Below are 17,920 nucleotides of genomic sequence, written 5' to 3' on the forward strand. Positions count from 1 at the left end.
CTCCCCTTTTTTCAGTTTTGCTTGGAACGTGACAGTACGAACGACAGTGCAATAAGGCACATTGACACCAGGACAACCATGGTGGAGGCGGCTGCAATGGTTGGTGTCAGATTAAAATCTATGTCTTCAAACATTTTTCTGCCGATCGGCTTGCCGCTGATGTCCGAAATGAAGAACGCGACAGTGGCCTCATCAAATGAGGCCAGAAAGGCGAAGACGAATCCGGCTCCGATACTTGGTGCGATTATCGGCAAAGTGATGTGGAAAAACGCTCTGCCACGCCCTGCTCCGCAGTTCAGGGCGGCAAGCTCCAACGCTGGATCAAAACGCTGCAGAGCCGCGACTACGGTAATCATCACGAATGGAACCGACAAGACCGTGTGACTGACCAGAAATCCTGAAAAGGTTCCAGTCAATTGATGCGGTGCAAAAACCAGATAGAGGGCGACACCCAGTACAATATGCGGAACGATCATCGGGCCGATCGTCAGTACGTGGAACACCCCTTTGAAGGGTAGCTCGCCTCTGACAAAGGCGAGAGCCGCCATGGTTCCCACAACGGTGGAAGTCACGGCTGTCGCCAAGGCGATTTTCAGGCTGAACCATGTTGACGCCATCCAGTCAGGATCGCCGAAATAAGCCGCGTACCATCTGAACGACAAACCTTGCGGCGGGAATTGTAGATAATCCGTCTGGCTGAACGACATTGGAACTATGATCAATGTGGGTAGAATGAGAAACAACAATACGATGCTCACGAAGAAGGCCGCGAACAGTTTCCAGGCGAGATTACCCATGCGCCCTCCCTTCAGTGACATTCTTGAAGTCCCGATCTCCCGGCTCGAACTGATTGTAGAGAACTGATTAATGAACACTTGCGAACCCCTTATTGAGCGCCAGTACTCGCCGGAAGCATGCGACAAAAATAATTGTCATGCCGAGCAACACGGTAGAAAGAGCAGCAGCGAAGGGCCAATCGAGTGTCACAGTTGTCTCCTGACCGATCAGCGTTGCCATCAACATCGAATCCGGCCCTCCAACCAGAGCGGGCGTTATGTAAAAACCGAGCGCCAAAACAAAGCACAATGTGGCACCGGCAAATATCCCGGGAAGACACAAAGGAAACGTGACGACGAAGAAAGCCTTCCACGGACTTGCGCCAAGGTTAAGAGCAGCTCGATCGAGGTCCTTGGGTATAGCTTTGAGCGCCGCATAAATGGGCAACACAACGAAAGGCATCAGAACATGTGCCATCGCCAGCGTCACCGCTCCTTGCGTGTAAAGAAGCTTGAGGGGCTGCTCGGTCAAACCGAGAGCACTGAGAACCCCATTCACAATCCCGTTTCGCTGCAACAGGACAATCCAAGCATAGGAGCGAACTAAAACCGAAGTCCAAAGCGGAATGAAGACACAAATCGCCGCTATAATCCGGGCAACCTGTCCCGCTCTTGTCATGACCAGAGCAACAGGAAAGCCGAGCACGCAGCCAATGGCCGTCACAGCGACTGCAACGCCGACTGTGGAAGCCAGGACATCGAGATAAAGACTTCGCTCTACGATGCGTCCATAGCTTATCGCGTCGTCCGAAAAACTGAGCGCGATGAGTCTACTGATCGGATACATAAAGCCAACGACCAATAGAAATAACAATGGTAACACCAGAAGCCATGATGTTAGAGGAGGGTATTGGCGTGCGGATTTTCCCCGAAGGAATGTGCCGAGACTGGAAAACGAGGAACTCATGCCGCCAACCTCGTCTCAAGGTCGAAAATCAGGAGTGAGACGGTATCAAAGCTTACACCGACGCGGCTATTCCTTTGCAACGCCGGTGAAGATGCCGTTGCAGGTAATTGGACACGAAGGTCGATATTTGGAAAGGCGTCAAGTCGGACCAAGACGACAGTGCTCGAACCGATGAAGACGGACGCCTCGATCGTACCGGACAGTTGTCCCCTACTCTGATCGGAAGAGATACGAACATGTTCCGGCCTCATTGCCATCCTGATATCGGAACCGATAGATTTGTGTGCCAGTTGGGGATGAAGTCGTGGATCCACCTCCACAGCAACACCCTCTGAGATATCAAGAATGCACTTGCCGTTTTCATTGCCGCGATAAGTTGCCGGAATAAAATTGATAGAGCCAATAAAGTCAGCAACGAAGGTGCCGTTCGGTTCATTATAGAGTTCTGACGGAGTACCAACCTGCTGGACGCAGCCATCATGCATTACCACGATGCGGTCGGACATGGTCAACGCCTCTTCCTGGTCGTGAGTGACGTAGATTACTGTCGCACCGAGATATTCCTGAATGCGCTTGATCTCAAACTGCATTGCCTCTCGCAATTTCTTGTCGAGGGCACCGAGCGGTTCATCCATCAAGATGACGGGAGGAGAAAAAACTAACGCACGGGCGACGGCCACACGCTGTTGTTGTCCACCGGACAACTGGTTCGGATAACGGTCCGCGAAGTCATTGAGACGGATCAGTTCAAGCATCTCATCGACGCGTGTCTGGATCTCTTTCTTCGAACCTAGTCGACGCATTTTCAGTGGAAACGCAATGTTCTGCCGAACCGTCAGATGGGGGAACAGCGCATATTTCTGGAACACCATACCGATATTACGCCGATTGGGCGGGAGCGTGGTTATATCTGTGCCGCCCACCAGAATACTGCCGTTCGTCGGTTGTTCGAAGCCGGCGATCATGGTGAGCAAGGTCGTTTTACCGGAACCGGACGGTCCAATGATGGAAACGAACTCGCCTGCCCGGATATCGAGCGTGGTTTCACGGATAGCCCAGGTTTCACCAAATCTTTTCTGAACTCCGGCAAGCATTAATTTCTGACCGATCAATCTTTTCTCCTCCGGAAACCACGTGGAATCTGTGCCCGTGCATTCGGTCTCGACGCAAAAAGCATCATTGACGTTCCAGACGCATAGGCGTGCCTATCCAGCAACCACGTGACTCCATGAGTACGCGCTGCTAAAACCTAGAATGACGCGACAAAATCTTTGCAAAAACTTTACATGGTCTTTTTGTTGCATCATAATTCTGATATGTCAACAGGGATTGCGGCTTAAAATGAGCACAACAAAATTGTCGGACCTCACCAATGAGGGTCAGGCACCAAGTCTTGGCGATGTAGCGTACCGCGAAATGAAAGAGCGGCTGATACGCGGTGAATACAAGCCTGGCAAGAAGCTTACAGTCCGAGCCGTAGCCGAGGATCTCGGATTCAGCTCCACTCCTGCGCGGGACGCGATCAACCGTCTCACCGGTGAAGGCGCATTGGTCTATTCGGGACCAAAAACCGTAATCGTGCCGGTTTTAAACGAAGACAGCCTGCGCGAGATCACGCTAATTCGGCTTGCCCTGGAAGGGCTGGCAGCACAGCTTGCAGTAAACTCGGTTACCGATGAAGACATTGAAAAACTTAAGGATATTCAGAGTTATATAAACGACGCGCTGGACCGGCGCGCTTATGATACGGTTTTGCGGCACAACAAGGATTTCCATTTTCATGTTTATGGAATGGCCGGAATGCCTCGGCTTTTATCCATGATCGAAGGGACCTGGCTCAGGGTTGGCCCATCTCTTTACGATCTCTATCCGGAGTTTGCCGAAGAAAAATATGGGGTACGAAACCACCAGATAGCCATTGAATCGCTGGAGGACAAGGATGGCGCTTCCTTGCGCGCCGCCTTCGAGAACGATATTCGGGATGGCTATCGGCGCTTGCGCCAGGCGGCGCGAGCGCGCTCCGCGATTAGATAGATTTTTGTTGTATGGACTTGACCTTTCGCATTTTTGTTGCAACAAAATTGTGAAGGCAACGCAAAAGCGTTAGCTGATGTGCGTTTAAAAGGCCCAATCAATGATACCCAATCCGAAAATACACCGTGACGTTCCGGTGCTCAGTACGGAATCGTCACGCCTTTACGCCCGCAGCCTGCGGGTTTTACCGCAGGGTGTGTCACGCGTCACGATCGATATCGATCCAATACCGATTTACATTGAACGTGGTGATGGCGCCTATCTGGTTGATGTGGACGATAACCGTCTTCTGGACCTGAACAACAACTTCACCACGCTAATTCACGGACACGGTTTCGAACCGGTTGCGGAAGTTGTTGCGCGGCTTTTGCGTAACGGGACCTGTTTTTCCAATCCGACGGAACACGAGGTCGCACTGGCTGAATTGCTGATCTCCCGTATCCCGGCAATGGAAAAGGTTCGCTTCGTCAACAGCGGGACCGAAGCGGTCATGTTTGCAATCAAGGCCGCGCGAGCGTTCACAGGCCGCTCTGCGATTGTTCGCTTTGAGGGAGCTTATCACGGGGGGTACGATTGGGCTGAAACGGGGCAAACCGGCACCTATCCCACCAACGAGTCGGGTCGAAGCGTTGCGCGGCCTGGATATCGTGGTGCGCCGACCAGCCTTGGCGACGATGTCATTGTCCTCCAGTTCAATGACAAGGAGGAGATCAGTTCGAAACTCGAGAGCCACGTGCATCGGATCGCCGGTATTTTGATTGATCCTATGCCAAGCCGGGCCGGGCTATTTGCGCCAGACGAGGGGTTTATTGGGGCACTGACAACTTTCGCGCAAAAACATGGCATTCTGCTGATCGCCGATGAGGTGTTGAATATCAGGCAAGGTTATACGGGTGCTTCGGACCGCTACGGTCTTGGTCCCGATCTGATAGCAACCGGCAAGATCATCGGGGGCGGTTTTCCAATTGGAGCCATCGGCGGGCGCGCCGAAGTCATGTCGGTCTTCGAAAAACGGGACGGCAAGCCGCCTGTTTCGCAAGGTGGGACATTCTCCGCTAACCCGGTCTCCATGGCGGCTGGTCTTGCTGCCATGAATGCATTGACACCCGATGCCTTCGTACGACTCGAAGAATTGGGAGATGCTTTACGCTCACGTCTTTCGCAGATCGCTCAGTCGCGACAGGCTCCCTTTTCGATCACCGGAGCCGCCTCCCTCTTCCGCATTCATCCAAAACGTGAAGCGCCGACTGATTACCGCGCTTCGATCATGTCGGCTGATCAGGCCTTACGCATGCGAGAACTCACACGGTATTTCGCCCGGAATGGCGTGCTGTTGCCCTTTGGAGCGGCAGCCAGCCTATCGACCCCGATGGGCAACACAGAAGTCGAGCTCATTGCCTCGCTTTTTGATAATTTCCTTGTACAAAACCCCGTTCGGGAGGACCATCCATGAAACATGCCGCAATTACAGACAGCGTTGCTGATCGTATCGCTCAAGCACTAGTCCGCCATGGCGTCGAGGTGATCTTCGCACAAAGTCTGCCCTCCGCTGTTATTCTTGCGGCCGAAGCCTGCGGAATTCGCCAGATCGCCTATCGTCAGGAAAATATGGGCGGAGCGATGGCGGACGGTTATGCCCGTGTTTCTGGCAAGGTGGGGGTCGTCGCGGCACAGAACGGTCCTGCGGCTACGTTGCTGGTTCCACCACTAGCCGAAGCTCTGAAAGCGAGCATCCCAGTTGTCGCACTTGTGCAGGATGTCGAACGGAACCAAACGGACAAGAACGCCTTTCAGGATATCGATCAAATTGCCCTCTTCCAGTCCTGCACGAAATGGGTCCGTCGACTTAATGTGGCCGAGCGCGTCGATGACTACATGGATGCAGCTTTTACCGCCGCGACAAGTGGGCGAGCGGGACCGGTTGCGCTTTTGTTGCCGGCGGACCTGCTGCGCAGCCCGGCTCCGAAGAGCGGTAAGCCGAGAACTGCTTGCCTTGGCTACTGGCCGCTTGACAGGTTTCGTCCATCGGACGATCTCATTCAGACTGCGGCGGATACTATTGCTGACGCGAGCAACCCCGTTGTATTGGCTGGCGGCGGTATTCACGCCGGTGGCGCAGCGGCAGCATTGGCTCGCCTTCAGGAAGTAGCCTCCCTTCCCGTGTTCACGACCAATATGGGCAAAGGGGCAGTTGACGAATTCCATCCTCTGTCTGCTGGCGTTCTGGGAGCGCTGACTGGCCCAAGATCGTTGGGTTTCTACAGTGGCCAACTGATGAAGGAAGCAGATCTGGTTATCCTTGCCGGAACACGCACTAATCAGAACGGAACCGACAATTGGCAGCAGATTCCTCCTTCAGCGAAAATCATCCAGATTGACATCGACCCCGGTGAGATCGGGCGCAACTACGAGGCGCTGCGTTTGCATGGCGATGCGCACGAAACGCTAACGGCCCTATGCGAAGCGTTGTCGAAGCGAGACTTCCTTCGGCGCGACATGTCCCGCCTCGCTTACGAGAAGAGAATTGCGGGTTTCTGGGCGGAATATGACGAAGCTCGCGGACCGGTTCTTGAGGATCGCTCAGCCACGATGAGGCCTGAGCGCGTTATGCAGGAATTGCAGCCCTGGCTCGAGCATGACGTAACGGTCGTGGCAGATGCGAGCTATTCGTCCATGTGGGTCGTAGGTCAGCTTCGCTGTCGCAAGGTGGGCAGAAGATTCATTACACCGCGAGGGCTTGCTGGCCTTGGATGGGGTTTACCGCTTGCGATGGGGGTAAAGGTTGCCCATCCTGATAACCCAGTGGTTGCCATCGTAGGGGACGGCGGATTTGCACATAGCTGGGCCGAACTGGAAACGATGATACGTATGCAGTTACCTGTCACCGTTGTTCTTCTGAACAATGGCGTGTTGGGCTTCCAGAAAGATGCTGAAACCGTAAAATTCGGGCGGTATACCACGGCGTGCCATTTTGCTCCGGTCGATCACGCAGCGATCGCTTCAGCATGCGGATGTCGATCTGCCACTGTCGATAATGCTGCTGACTTCTCGCAGCAGCTGCGTCTGAGCATTGAAAGCGGTAAACCGTCGCTCATTGAAGTGATTACCGATCCCGACGCTCATCCTCCGCTTTCTCTTTTTGCGGCAATGGATCAGGCAGCATGACGGCTGGAGCACGTGAGCGTATAGCAGTTGTTACCGGGGGCAGCTCAGGCATTGGGCTGTCAACGGTCAGACAATTGGCCAGTGAAGGGTACAAAGTAGCGTTTTTCGGGCAGACGCGACAGCGAGTTTCGGCGGCTGGAGAGTTGCTCATTTCGCAATTCGGGAAAGATGCAATCTTATATCGGTGTGTAGACATAACTGAACCGACAGCAATTATCGGCTTTTTCGATACCGTGCGAGGCCATTGGGGTTCGCCAGACACTCTGATCTGTAATGCTGGCGTATCACCCAAAGCAAAAGATGGCAAAGCTGCAGCGTTTGTCGAGACAACGATTGAGGAATGGAACACAGTCCTTTCAACCAATTTGATCGGACACGTCCTTTGTTGCCAATGTATTTTGCCGGATCTGATTAAACGGCGCTTCGGTAGAATCGTTTTGGTTGGTTCTATTGCTAGCAGGGCGGTACCCAGACTCGCTGGCAGCGCTTATACCGCATCAAAAGCTGCGCTATCGGGTTGCCTTCGTTCTCTCGTGTCCACGCTTGGCGGGACAGGAGTTACGGCCAATATGGTTGCGCCGGGACATATCGTAACCGGAATGACTAGCCCAGTGGATTCCGATTCAAATCGAGATGCCCTTTCGCGCATTCCGGTGGGCCGCTTGGGAAGCCCTGACGATGTAACAGCTTTGATCGCTTTCCTGGCGTCGGAAAGCGCTGGCTTCGTCAATGGTGCCACGATCGATGTAAACGGGGGAGAATACGTTTCGCTTTAATAGTGCTTCAACGGGACGATGAATGTTATGTCGAAGGTTCTGATAAAAACATCTGACGCGCAATTATTTCTGATGCTTCGTCATCTACTCTCGGTTGAAGGGTTCGATGCGGAACTCGCATCACAGCTCAAAGATTTGACGACTGCCAAGATCGGCGCCGAACGGAATCCGGGTGTCTTGATATGGGACGGCAGCGAGGCTGAGCTTTCCGAGTTTCTTCACCTTGGGGAACGGATTCCAAGTCTCGCGTTGGTTATACTGAACAGGAGTGGCATCGATACTGGACATCAAATCAATGAACGTTTCGATCTGGTCCTGAACCCTCCGTTCGATCCCCTTGTTTTGCTGGGATTTCTCCAAAAATACCGAGGCAATATCGCGACTACGGATGCCACGAGAGTTGTTTTGACCTATTGCGACCTGTTGCTGAACCGTTCGCAGGTTCGGGTGTTTCGCAACGGGCATCGCGTCAAACTCACGCCGTTGCAGTTTCGTTTGCTTGAAGCGCTCATGCAAAAGCCTGAAATTGTCTGGAGCAGGCAGGACCTCATCGACGCAGTATGGGGTCAGGGAGCTATCGTCGAGCCACGCACGGTCGACATTCATATCGGCCATATACGGCGTGCATTGGCGCGGCACGGTCCAAATTTGATCAGAACAGCCCAGGGTCGGGGCTACGCTCTCGATCGGTGGGCGGACCCATTACAGTAAGTTTCAATTCATGAGGCGCTGAAAAATCCGCGTCCAGAACTGAAAATTACGTTGATCATTTTCGAACCAGGCGTCGAGTGCAAAAAGCGCGGCAGCTGTCGGCGCTGTATCCGCATAGATTCGCCTCGTGGCATCAACGACCAGACTGTCCTCAGTGCCATGATGGATAGCATCCTGCTGCAAAAGTTCCCGGGCAGCTTTTACATTCGAAATTTGCAACACAACCATTCCTCCTGCGTCCGGCGGAGGGGAAAATAGAATGGAGCCGGACGTTAGGAGACCGCATAGCGGATTTTTTAACAGCAGGTGCTGTATCGTCGTCCCTGGCATGTGTTGCTCAAATATGTACTGTCTTGTAACAGAATCAAATAGTTGTGGCAACAATCGGATAGAGGGTTTAGATGAAATTCAAGACCTTTCGAGGAGTACAACAGCAAAGGAAAATAAGCGCTGTTGGATCGAAGGATAAAATTGCTATCTCGTCGACAGAACTACATAGGAAAAAAATCTTATGAATTTTGCAGAAGCTTAGTTGATCCACGTCCTTGGATTTTGCATCCTAGCCGACACACCAGATAGTTCGGCTTTCACTTCAAACCGACAGGTGCGCCCGTGCTGATGAAAGACCGTGTTGATCACTTGCCCCACGTAAAGCAGCGTGAGTTGCAGCGCGTGCTGGAAATAATATTCGAGGAATTCGAGGATGCGCTCAAGGAGGGCGCGGCGGAATTCAAGAAGCGGGGTCGTATCGTCAAGGTAATTCTGTTTGGATCCTATGCGCGCGGCACACAGGTGGATGAGCCGCATACTGGCAAAGGTTACCGCTCTGATTTTGATCTGCTGATTATCGTCAACAACCGGAAACTGGCGGACTTTGAGTTCTGGCGCAAAACCGAAGACCGGCTTATGCGCCTGCGAGATGTGCAGACACCGGTAAACTTCATCGTCCATTCGCTTCGCGAGGTGAACACGCGAATTAAGGAAGGACGATATTTCTTCACTGACATTCGCAAAGAAGGCATCGTCCTTTACGAACTCGATCCAGAGCCACTTGCACGGCCTGGGATTCTCAATCCGGAAGATGCCTATCGTATCGCGAAGGAATATTTTGACGACCGACTACCGCATGCCCGCAATTTTGTATTGACTGCGAATTTTTGCATCGAGAAGGGAATTTTCAAAGAAGCTGCTTTCCTGCTTCATCAGGCGATAGAACAGGCTTATTCCACCTTCCTATTGGTAACGACAAACTACTCTCCATCTTCACACAACCTAAAATTCTTGCGCCGGCTTGCAGAAGGACAACGCAATGAACTGGCCAAGGCATGGCCGCAAGATCAACAGCGCTACAAGGCATGGTTCAATATTGTCAACGAAGCCTATGTGAAGGCGCGCTATTCTCCGCATTTCGACATTACTGAAGAAGCACTCCGCTGGCTTTTGAAACAAACGAACCTCCTCATCGCCGAGATAGAGAAACTATGTGCCGTTCACCTGGCGAAAAAGAGTGAGGCCCAATAAATGCACATCCCTCTTCGCGTTAGACAGTCATGAACCGTCAATCTACGGTTCTTCAATGGCCGACATGGGACCGTTGAACGAACGCGCTTGGCGAGAGGTGCCAGCGGTTGGTGTAGAAGATACGAACTGCGGTACTCCGGCATCGAACATCAGACGGGAGCCGCAGAACACGACGGGCTTCTTTGCCACAAAGGCTGACCATGTTGGACTTCCTTTTGTTTTCTCAAGCACCTATCGGACGACACCTCGTCCGCGATCGACGCGATGTTGCTGGTGTACGGCGATAATCTCCAGACTCCTTTCTGTTCGAACCGCTTGCTGCAGAACCTGCAAACGCTCCCGCATGACCTGGAATGCCCGGTGTTGCGACGGTGCAATGTGATTGGCTACATCCTTTTCACCACGCAAAATTGCACCCCAACCGAAACGCTCATCAAGAGCCCGACTAACAACAACAAACTCCCTGGCTATGCGTGGGTCGAGCGAATTTAAACTAACCTGGCGCTTGTTTCCCCTCTGCCTTCGCTCGTTCCGCTTATTAACCAATTGCGAAAGAGCATTTTCGGCCGCCCGCGACAGGCCGGGAATGGCAACCGCCATGCGCCGCCGCTCCTCGATGACTGCTTGTGTCTCCACGTCCAGGGCAGTTGCCCACGACGCACCGAGTGAACGCACCCGACTCGCCACTTCCGGCACAGCTTGAACTGCTTCTTTCCGTTCACGTCCGGCAGCAAATAGCCTGTCCATCAAGCGATCGGAACCACGTAATGCACCATAGGCCGTGGGATCGTTGCTAAGCGCTGCAGCAACTCGCTCACCCCCAAACCCCTTCATGACAAGTTCTTCGACCTTTGCGACAGCTCCCGCAGGATCCCGCCAGATAAGTGTCGCTGTCTCGGTGAGTGCCGCGCGATGATCCCGATAAAGTGTGACATCGATCGCGCGCCTTCGCGCTTCCTCTTCCACCGATGTTTTGAACTCCGTCACGGCAGCAAGCATCGGTAGCATCGGCATAATCTCCTTATGATTTTGGATACTCGCACCGGCAACGATCCTTGAACGATCCTGTTTCTCGGCTAGGTGCTGTTCTGCCGAAAAGCGCCTGACGACGTTGAACAGACGCATGAGTTTTTCGCGGTGCTCGGGTGAGATATTCTCCGGCATGCGTTCAGTCATGTGACGCTCGGCAACCACGTCGGCCTTCTTGGTAAAGGCACTCCAACCGAAGCGAGCCGTCAGAGCGTCGTTGACAGCCTTAACCTCCTGAACCAGTTGGCGGTCCTCCACGACGTAGCGGAAAGCGGTCTTGTAAGCATCGCCCCCACCCCGTTCACGGATAGTCTCAATTTCGATGAGACGCGCCATCGCCGGCTTCGACAGCATTGGGATCGACAGGGACATATGTGCACGCCGTTGCTGCTCACGGATACCGAAGCGTGCGGCCTGACGTCGGAATTCGGTGGCATGGGCGCGCGCCAGCGGCACGAGTTCCGACAGCGCACCCAGCGCCGCATTTTGATCCTCACGCCCAGCCCGCCCGTCGACAAAGCGATCCGAACCATGCAGACAGCCGAGGCGCTGCGGCCTGGTCAGGAGATTATCGGCGAGCTGGCGCGGTTCGGTTCGTGCATCGGAAGCGAGAACGTTCAGTCTGGCGAGCGCACCGTCTGCATCACGATAGATCCTTTCCAGCACCGGTCGGAGAATTTCGTTCCGCTCCTTCCAACGATCCGAGCGAAGCTGTGCACGACGGGCGTCTTCGTCGATACTGCGGGCAAAAATCGAAGCGGGCGCGATCAGGTATTTTCCGGCTGTGGAAATTTCCACTGCGTAGGTTTTATTGCCAGTCTCACTATACGTCACGCCACGTTCGCGTTCGATTGCAAAGCCGAGTGCAACACTCGCTCGCTCCCAAAGCTTCGCAATATGCGTCCGCTTTTTCCCAATCCACGCCAGTCGTCCCGAAACATTTTCCTGCATTCCGGTAGTGATCGCGGCGAGTGTATCGATGCCACGCCGCCACGCAAAATCCTGCACATGGGCCCGGTAACCCTCTTCACTCTCGAAATCGAGCGTTGTCGTCTTGGCGCCTGACCGAGACAATCGCGCCACCAGTTGCGTGAATAACTCTGGCCGATGACTCTCGCGCTCAAGGCGCTGCTCGCGCGCATGGGCCGTTTCCTGCAATCCCGCCACCCAGACGTTTCGCTCAACCTGCCGCTCCTCGATCCGCTTTTCACCAGTCTGCTCGTCGACGACGGTCACTTCCACCTTAACCTGTTCAACACCATCTTTGCGCAGTGTGACAGTATCGCCTTTGCGGACACCACTCTCGCCCAATGCCTTTGGAAGGCTGACGCCCCAAAGTCGATGAACGGCACCGTCATCGGTTTTTACATCGGCATAAGGGCTTTCCTTGGCGTCTTCGTCCTCAGGCCGGAATTTAGCCTCGCCGATCTCCACCAGTTCGCCAGCAACGCCAGTGGCATGATCGACACGTGGCTTTCGTCCCCACTCCGGTCTAGGTTCAAAATCCTCGCGTGCTGCATAAAGATCGGCGCGATCGCGGTGACGGGTCATCGAGACATAGGTCAAATGCTGATCCATCATGCCTGAGGCAAGCACAAAGGTCCTGTCCACGGTGACCCCTTGAGATTTATGAATTGTGGCGGCGTAACCATGATCGATATTGCGATAGCTGTCCTCGCTGATCACGACCTCTCGGCCATTATCGAGACGAACTCTTAACAACGTTCCACCCCGCTTATCGCCGGTTGATATGACCGTACCGAGCATTCCGTTCTTCACATATTGCGGACCGAAATGGCGCGCACGTTGTTCGACAAAACGGGCGTTCTCCAGGAAAATAATCCGATCGCTGACCGCAAATTCACGTGCCCCCCGCTCCGTCTGGAATTCGCACGCACCGGTCAGTGCCCCTTCCTCCGCCATCACCTGGCGCAGAGATGCATTGAGACGCTTCACGTCCTCATTGGTATGCGCCAAGACGAGCAACTCGTCACCGCGAAGCTGCCGCGCGGTTTCCTCATTCTCGGCTTTGTGCAACAGGTCGCGCCGTGCATCGGTCCAATCCTCGACGATACGATTGATGATTTCGGTTCGTGTTTCTGCCTCGGCGAGGCGCCCCTGCCGCGCATAGATATCGAGACCTTTTTCCACCTCGCCGTGCGCGAACAGACGAGAAGCCTCGCGTGCCCATTCGTCCCGCTGGCGCCGCACACCGGCAAGTTCGGCAAAACCAATACGGTCACTGATCACGCGAAACGCGGCACCTGCCTGTATTGGCTGAAGCTGCATGGCGTCACCAACCAGAACGACCTTCGCGCCGGCATCCTCAGCCACCTTCAGCACGCGTGCCATCTGTTGCGAGGAGATCATGCCAGCTTCATCGATGACAAGCACGTCGCCGCTTTCAAGCAGGTCCCGACCGCCAACCCATGCCATTTCCAGTGATGCAAGGGTTCGGGACTTGATGCCTGAACTTTCCTCCAGCCCCTCTGCTGCCTTACCAGCAAGTGCCGCCCCGACTACACGACTACCTGGGCTTTCCCAGGCAAGGCGTGCTGCAGCAAGCAGCGTCGACTTGCCCGCACCAGCCAGACCGATAACGGCAGCAATGCCATTGTCCCCGGTGACATGACGGACCGCATCAATCTGTTCGGGATCAAGCTGGAAGGGCTTTTGTGGATCCTGTGTCTCGATTTGACTGATTGCAGCAGCGGTGGCTTTCTCCGATATAGCGAAGCCCGATCGCTTGGACAGAGCATTCGCCGACTGCGCCATGTCATATTCGATGCGAAGAATCTCACGCGTGGTGAAAACGGCGGGCTCTGCCACCTTGCCCGTTTCCGTGTCGACCCGCTGCGCCTTCAATAATACGAGATCATCCGAGGCCATTAACTGTGACCGGATATTGGTGAAATCGACGGGATCATCGACATAGCGATGCAGTGCCCTGGCTATATCCTTCTCATCGAAGGTGGAGCGTTCGTTGGCGAGTTGCTTTAGTAAAAGCTGCGGCTCCGCCAACAACCGGTCTGCCATTTCCTGACGACGCGCCAGGTCGCCGGGCGCAAAAAACATCTCAATCCCCTTGCGCGCGAGCGCCGCCTTTTCTGGCCCGAGGTGCTTTTGCGCGATGCCGTCGAGGCCTTGCTCGGCATAAGAGCGACCGTCGAGGCGTATCTCGTGACCAGCAAGCGCCAGATGCCGATTGGCCGTATCTGCCCAGGCAGTCTTCCACGCCTTCATGGTCTCCTTGTCGCCGGCCCAAAGCGTGTAGACGATCCTGCCGTTTGGCCGATCCGGTGTAACGACGCGCAACTGCTCACCGTCCTCTCCAAGAATCGGCACCTTTTTCGGCCCGAACCCTTCTTCCGCCAGGGGTCTGAGCGCCGTCATCAGATGGATATGCGGATTGCCATCCTTGTCGTGATAGACCCAGTCCGCGATCATGCCTTTTGCGGTCAGATTGTCCTGGACGAATTCCTGGACCAAGGCGATATTCTCGGCACGCGTCAGCTCCTCTGGCAAAGCGATGATCAATTCACGCGCAAGCTGTGCGTCTGCCCGCTTCTCAGACGCATCAACCGCGTTCCAAAATATCTCGCTGGCTTTCGCGACGGACTTCCCCTCGACAGCTGACTTCAGCCACGCTGGAATCTCATTCGGAAGCGCCAGTTCCTCATGCACCAGTTCGTTCGCGCCACCGCGATAGCTAAATGAAGTACCGGCCTGTTCGTCCATCATACGAGCGCGATGACGATAGGCCGCAGCCGAGACGATACTGCGTCCCGCTCCCCTTCCAATCACCTGCGCTCTGACGAACATAATCGCCACGTCTGGTTTCCTCTTCTTTCAAGCACGTCGCTCCAGCGACGTATATTGCGCCCTCAAACCGATCGGGCCGCGGGCCGGATTCCGATTCACCAGAAGACGATCAGACTAAAAATTCCGGCATCGGCGTTTTGGGGACTTGTGCAAGGTAACGTATTTTACTATCGTATTCTAGATAGTTAAAAGCGAAATCGAAACTTTGTTGCATGAAAAGGAAACGACAGATGGCCGCAAAATCGTCAATTCTGGATATCGATGCCCAGATCGAGAAGCTGCGTGAACGCAGACGTGCCGCAATCGTTAAATCAGCCGAGCGCTTCGCCAAGGCGGCCACCAAGTCGGGATTAGCGGAGTTGGAAATTGCAGACGAGGACATCGATCGCATCTTCGAAGAGATCACCGCACGATTTCAAAAAAGAGAAGAAAGGGACCTCTGGCTCAACTGCTCCGGCACGTCGATCAACGGATCGTGACACTGGAACGTCGGAGGCGATTTCAAATGATGGCTGACCGCAAACTCGAAGCCCGCGAAAAATTCCTGCTTGGTGGCATCGTGGTCAAGGCAGGACTGTCGAGGGCTGACCGGGCTTTTCTGCTCGGCGGCCTGCTTGAACTGGCGCGCGTGACAATGAACTCTCCCGAATATCGGCGGCTACGCGATATTGGCGAAGAGGCATTCAAGTCCCAGGTACAAAAGGTTGAGGCCGTGCGTGACCAGGAGATGCGCGAATGGCATTGAAGGGAAAACTGAGCCCGAGCCTGTTGCTCGTCTTCGTGCCGGTCATTGTCACGGCAATCAGCGTCTATATTATCGGCTGGCGGTGGGCGGAATTGGCGACCGGCATGGCGGGCAAAACAGCATATTGGTTTCTGCGCACCGCTCCGTTACCTGCACTTCTGCTCGGCCCGGTCGCCGGACTGTTGACGGTCTGGTCTTTGCCCATGCATCATCGGCGACCGATAGCCATGATGAGCCTCCTGTGCTTTCTCGGCGTCGTTGGCTTCTATGTCTTGCGAGAATACGCGCGTCTGGCTCCATCCGTTGAGCGCGGTCTTGTCAGCTGGGACACCGCACTTTCCTATCTCGATATGGTTGTCGTGGTCGGTGCGTTGTGTGGCTTCATGGCAGTCGCTGCATCGGCCCGTATCTCCACTGTCGTTCCCGAACAGGTCAAGCGTGCCCGACATGCAGCCTTCGGTGACGCCGATTGGCTTTCTATGTCGGCTGCGGGAAAACTCTTCCCACCGGATGGCGACATCGTTGTCGGGGAGCGTTACCGCGTTGACAAGGAAATCGTGCACGAATTGCCCTTCGATCCCGACGATCAAACAACATGGGGACAAGGCGGCAAGGCGCCTCTCCTCACCTATGGGCAGGATTTCGATTCCACGCATATGCTCTTTTTTGCCGGATCGGGAGGTTACAAAACCACCAGCAATGTCGTGCCGACGGCGTTACGCTATACCGGACCGTTGATCTGCCTCGACCCCTCAACCGAGGTCGCGCCAATGGTCGTAGAACATCGCACAGCCAAGCTGGGCCGTGAGGTCATGGTGCTCGATCCGTCAAACCCGTTCATCGGCTTCAACGTACTTGACGGGATCGAAACTTCAAGCAAACCAGAAGAAGACATCGTCGGCGTTGCCCACATGCTCCTGTCGGACACTGCACGCTTCGAAAGCTCGACCGGCTCCTACTTTCAAAGCCAGGCGCATAATCTTCTAACGGGCTTGCTCGCACATGTGATGCTATCGTCAGAATATGAAGGTCGGCGAAATCTGCGCAGCCTGAGACAGATCGTTTCCGAACCTGAGCCATCGGTGCTCGCCATGCTGCGCGACATTCAGGAGAATTCGGGTTCGGCGTTCATTCGCGAAACCTTGGGCGTCTTTACCAACATGACCGAACAGACATTCTCCGGCGTTTATTCGACCGCTTCGAAGGACACGCAATGGCTCTCGCTTGACAATTATGCGGCACTTGTCTGCGGTAATACCTTCAAACCGAGCGACATAGTCACGGGTAAGAAGGATGTGTTTCTTAACATCCCCGCGTCAATCCTGCGCTCCTATCCGGGCATAGGTCGAGTGATCATCGGGGCGCTGATCAACGCCATGATACAGGCCGACGGCCACTTCAAACGACGGGCACTTTTCATGCTCGATGAGGTCGACCTACTCGGTTACATGCGCATTCTGGAAGAAGCGCGCGATCGCGGTCGCAAATACGGCATATCCTTGATGCTGATGTACCAATCTGTCGGACAACTGGAACGACACTTCGGAAAAGACGGAGCGATCTCATGGATCGATGGCTGCGCCTTCACATCCTATGCGGCAATCAAAGCGCTTGATACAGCGCGTAATGTCTCGGCCCAATGTGGCGAGATGACAGTCGAGGTGAAGGGAAGTTCCCGCAACATCGGCTGGGATATGAAGAACGGCGCATCGCGCAAATCAGAAAACGTCAATTTCCAACGCCGCCCCTTGATCATGCCACACGAAATCACGCAATCGATGCGGAAAGACGAGCAGATTATTATCGTGCAAGGACACAGTCCGATCCGCTGCGGCAGGGCGATCTACTTCCGACGGAAGGATATGGATGCTGCAGCAAGCGCCAATCGGTTCGTGAAGCCACATTTTTGATCTGTGATTTGCTGTGAACACAGGCGTCTTGATTACCGTCATTCCCACTAACGATCGGTGCGACGATAACGTTCGAACGGATCTTCGGCCCCCGGCGGCGTGATCCAGTCGACACAAAGCGTGTAGCCCCGCGCAATGGCGACCAAGACAAGTCCCATCAGTCCGAACGCCCAGAACGGCATGCCGTGAGCAGCATTGGGATAGGCAAAGACGACGATCGACATCGGCAGCATGACCAGTGCGGCCAATACCAACATACCGGTGAACGGTCGCAACATACACAAGAGGTAAAAGGCCAAATACCACGCGCTGTAGAATATCGAGCGGGCAAAAAGACCGAGAATGGCAATTGCCAGCCTCGCCACAAACAGAGGGAAGCGCCAAAAAGCGTTCCTGGACGCTTGATCTGAAACCGGATTGGTTGAGCGAGGTTTGCAGTTACCAACTTGATCTCCTGCTATGTG

14 protein-coding genes and 1 pseudogene are annotated in these 17,920 nt (G+C 54.4%); 9 read left to right on the plus strand and 6 right to left on the minus strand.

Going from position 1 to position 17,920, the window contains the following annotated elements; all coding sequences use genetic code 11:
- Window positions 1–11 precede the first annotated feature (11 nt).
- The 3 genes from QLQ11_RS19905 to QLQ11_RS19915 form a co-directional block, all read right to left on the minus strand.
- Window positions 12–797 (minus strand): ABC transporter permease, encoded by a 786-nt coding sequence (locus tag QLQ11_RS19905; protein ID WP_121539648.1) that lies wholly within the window; start codon window positions 795–797, stop codon window positions 12–14.
- A 67-nt stretch (window positions 798–864) separates the two neighbouring features.
- Window positions 865–1,743 carry an ABC transporter permease gene (locus tag QLQ11_RS19910; protein WP_121539640.1) on the minus strand — a complete coding sequence of 293 codons (879 nt, stop codon included), beginning with the start codon at window positions 1,741–1,743 and terminating at the stop codon, window positions 865–867.
- A complete protein-coding gene (locus QLQ11_RS19915) occupies window positions 1,740–2,855 on the minus strand; it encodes an ABC transporter ATP-binding protein (RefSeq protein WP_283735643.1) in 1,116 nt (371 codons plus the stop codon). The genes QLQ11_RS19910 and QLQ11_RS19915 overlap by 4 nt, the downstream gene beginning before the upstream one ends.
- Before the next feature lie 229 nt (window positions 2,856–3,084).
- On the opposite strand from QLQ11_RS19915, the gene QLQ11_RS19920 reads away from it, so the two are divergent.
- The 5 genes from QLQ11_RS19920 (at window position 3,085) to QLQ11_RS19940 (ending at window position 8,429) form a co-directional block, all read left to right on the plus strand.
- Window positions 3,085–3,777, plus strand: a complete 693-nt coding sequence (locus QLQ11_RS19920; protein ID WP_171318124.1) for a GntR family transcriptional regulator — start codon at window positions 3,085–3,087, stop codon at window positions 3,775–3,777.
- Window positions 3,778–3,877: 100 nt separating this feature from the next.
- A complete protein-coding gene (locus tag QLQ11_RS19925) occupies window positions 3,878–5,230 on the plus strand; it encodes an aspartate aminotransferase family protein (RefSeq protein ID WP_167836182.1) in 1,353 nt (450 codons plus the stop codon).
- Window positions 5,227–6,942, plus strand: a complete 1,716-nt coding sequence (locus QLQ11_RS19930; protein WP_171318123.1) for an acetolactate synthase catalytic subunit — start codon at window positions 5,227–5,229, stop codon at window positions 6,940–6,942. The genes QLQ11_RS19925 and QLQ11_RS19930 overlap by 4 nt, the downstream gene beginning before the upstream one ends.
- Window positions 6,939–7,718, plus strand: coding sequence for a 3-oxoacyl-ACP reductase FabG (gene fabG, locus QLQ11_RS19935; protein ID WP_121539644.1), 780 nt, complete (start codon window positions 6,939–6,941; stop codon window positions 7,716–7,718). The genes QLQ11_RS19930 and fabG overlap by 4 nt, the downstream gene beginning before the upstream one ends.
- A gap of 27 nt (window positions 7,719–7,745) precedes the next feature.
- Window positions 7,746–8,429 (plus strand): winged helix family transcriptional regulator, encoded by a 684-nt coding sequence (locus QLQ11_RS19940; RefSeq protein ID WP_283735642.1) that lies wholly within the window; start codon window positions 7,746–7,748, stop codon window positions 8,427–8,429.
- Window positions 8,430–8,432: 3 nt separating this feature from the next.
- On the opposite strand, the gene QLQ11_RS19945 is transcribed toward QLQ11_RS19940, so the two are convergent.
- Window positions 8,433–8,759 carry a hypothetical protein gene (locus QLQ11_RS19945; RefSeq protein WP_283735641.1) on the minus strand — a complete coding sequence of 109 codons (327 nt, stop codon included), beginning with the start codon at window positions 8,757–8,759 and terminating at the stop codon, window positions 8,433–8,435.
- A 288-nt stretch (window positions 8,760–9,047) separates the two neighbouring features.
- On the opposite strand from QLQ11_RS19945, the gene QLQ11_RS19950 reads away from it, so the two are divergent.
- Window positions 9,048–9,950, plus strand: a complete 903-nt coding sequence (locus QLQ11_RS19950) for a nucleotidyltransferase and HEPN domain-containing protein (RefSeq protein WP_171318152.1) — start codon at window positions 9,048–9,050, stop codon at window positions 9,948–9,950.
- 231 nt (window positions 9,951–10,181) lie between these two features.
- Here QLQ11_RS19950 and traA read toward each other — a convergent pair whose 3' ends face one another.
- A complete protein-coding gene (gene traA, locus QLQ11_RS19955) occupies window positions 10,182–14,810 on the minus strand; it encodes a Ti-type conjugative transfer relaxase TraA (RefSeq protein ID WP_283735640.1) in 4,629 nt (1,542 codons plus the stop codon).
- Between the two features lie 221 nt (window positions 14,811–15,031).
- On the opposite strand from traA, the pseudogene QLQ11_RS19960 reads away from it, so the two are divergent.
- The 3 genes and pseudogenes from QLQ11_RS19960 (at window position 15,032) to traG (ending at window position 17,456) form a co-directional block, all read left to right on the plus strand.
- Window positions 15,032–15,317 (plus strand): annotated as a pseudogene (locus QLQ11_RS19960) (TraC family protein).
- Window positions 15,307–15,546, plus strand: a complete 240-nt coding sequence (locus QLQ11_RS19965) for a conjugal transfer protein TraD (protein WP_171318119.1) — start codon at window positions 15,307–15,309, stop codon at window positions 15,544–15,546. Before QLQ11_RS19960 ends, QLQ11_RS19965 begins: the two are co-directional and overlap by 11 nt.
- Window positions 15,537–17,456 (plus strand): Ti-type conjugative transfer system protein TraG, encoded by a 1,920-nt coding sequence (traG, locus tag QLQ11_RS19970; RefSeq protein ID WP_283735639.1) that lies wholly within the window; start codon window positions 15,537–15,539, stop codon window positions 17,454–17,456. Before QLQ11_RS19965 ends, traG begins: the two co-directional genes overlap by 10 nt.
- A gap of 47 nt (window positions 17,457–17,503) precedes the next feature.
- Here the strand turns inward: traG and QLQ11_RS19975 are convergent, their stop codons facing one another.
- Window positions 17,504–17,821 (minus strand): hypothetical protein, encoded by a 318-nt coding sequence (locus tag QLQ11_RS19975; protein WP_283735638.1) that lies wholly within the window; start codon window positions 17,819–17,821, stop codon window positions 17,504–17,506.
- Between the last annotated feature and the right edge of the window lie 99 nt (window positions 17,822–17,920).

Origin of the sequence: Ochrobactrum sp. SSR (assembly GCF_030067775.1) — a bacterium.
Taxonomy (GTDB): Bacteria; Pseudomonadota; Alphaproteobacteria; order Rhizobiales; family Rhizobiaceae; genus Brucella; species Brucella teleogrylli.

What these genes read in the sequence shown, in the direction of transcription:
- QLQ11_RS19905 (WP_121539648.1), bottom strand. Translation starts at nt 797, where the DNA reads ATGGGTAATCTCGCCTGGAAACTGTTCGCGGCCTTCTTCGTGAGCATC.
- QLQ11_RS19910 (WP_121539640.1), bottom strand. Translation starts at nt 1,743, where the DNA reads ATGAGTTCCTCGTTTTCCAGTCTCGGCACATTCCTTCGGGGAAAATCC.
- QLQ11_RS19920 (WP_171318124.1), top strand. Translation starts at nt 3,085, where the DNA reads ATGAGCACAACAAAATTGTCGGACCTCACCAATGAGGGTCAGGCACCA.
- QLQ11_RS19925 (WP_167836182.1), top strand. Translation starts at nt 3,878, where the DNA reads ATGATACCCAATCCGAAAATACACCGTGACGTTCCGGTGCTCAGTACG.
- QLQ11_RS19930 (WP_171318123.1), top strand. Translation starts at nt 5,227, where the DNA reads ATGAAACATGCCGCAATTACAGACAGCGTTGCTGATCGTATCGCTCAA.
- fabG (WP_121539644.1), top strand. Translation starts at nt 6,939, where the DNA reads ATGACGGCTGGAGCACGTGAGCGTATAGCAGTTGTTACCGGGGGCAGC.
- QLQ11_RS19940 (WP_283735642.1), top strand. Translation starts at nt 7,746, where the DNA reads ATGTCGAAGGTTCTGATAAAAACATCTGACGCGCAATTATTTCTGATG.
- QLQ11_RS19945 (WP_283735641.1), bottom strand. Translation starts at nt 8,759, where the DNA reads ATGCCAGGGACGACGATACAGCACCTGCTGTTAAAAAATCCGCTATGC.
- QLQ11_RS19950 (WP_171318152.1), top strand. Translation starts at nt 9,048, where the DNA reads ATGAAAGACCGTGTTGATCACTTGCCCCACGTAAAGCAGCGTGAGTTG.
- QLQ11_RS19965 (WP_171318119.1), top strand. Translation starts at nt 15,307, where the DNA reads ATGATGGCTGACCGCAAACTCGAAGCCCGCGAAAAATTCCTGCTTGGT.
- traG (WP_283735639.1), top strand. Translation starts at nt 15,537, where the DNA reads ATGGCATTGAAGGGAAAACTGAGCCCGAGCCTGTTGCTCGTCTTCGTG.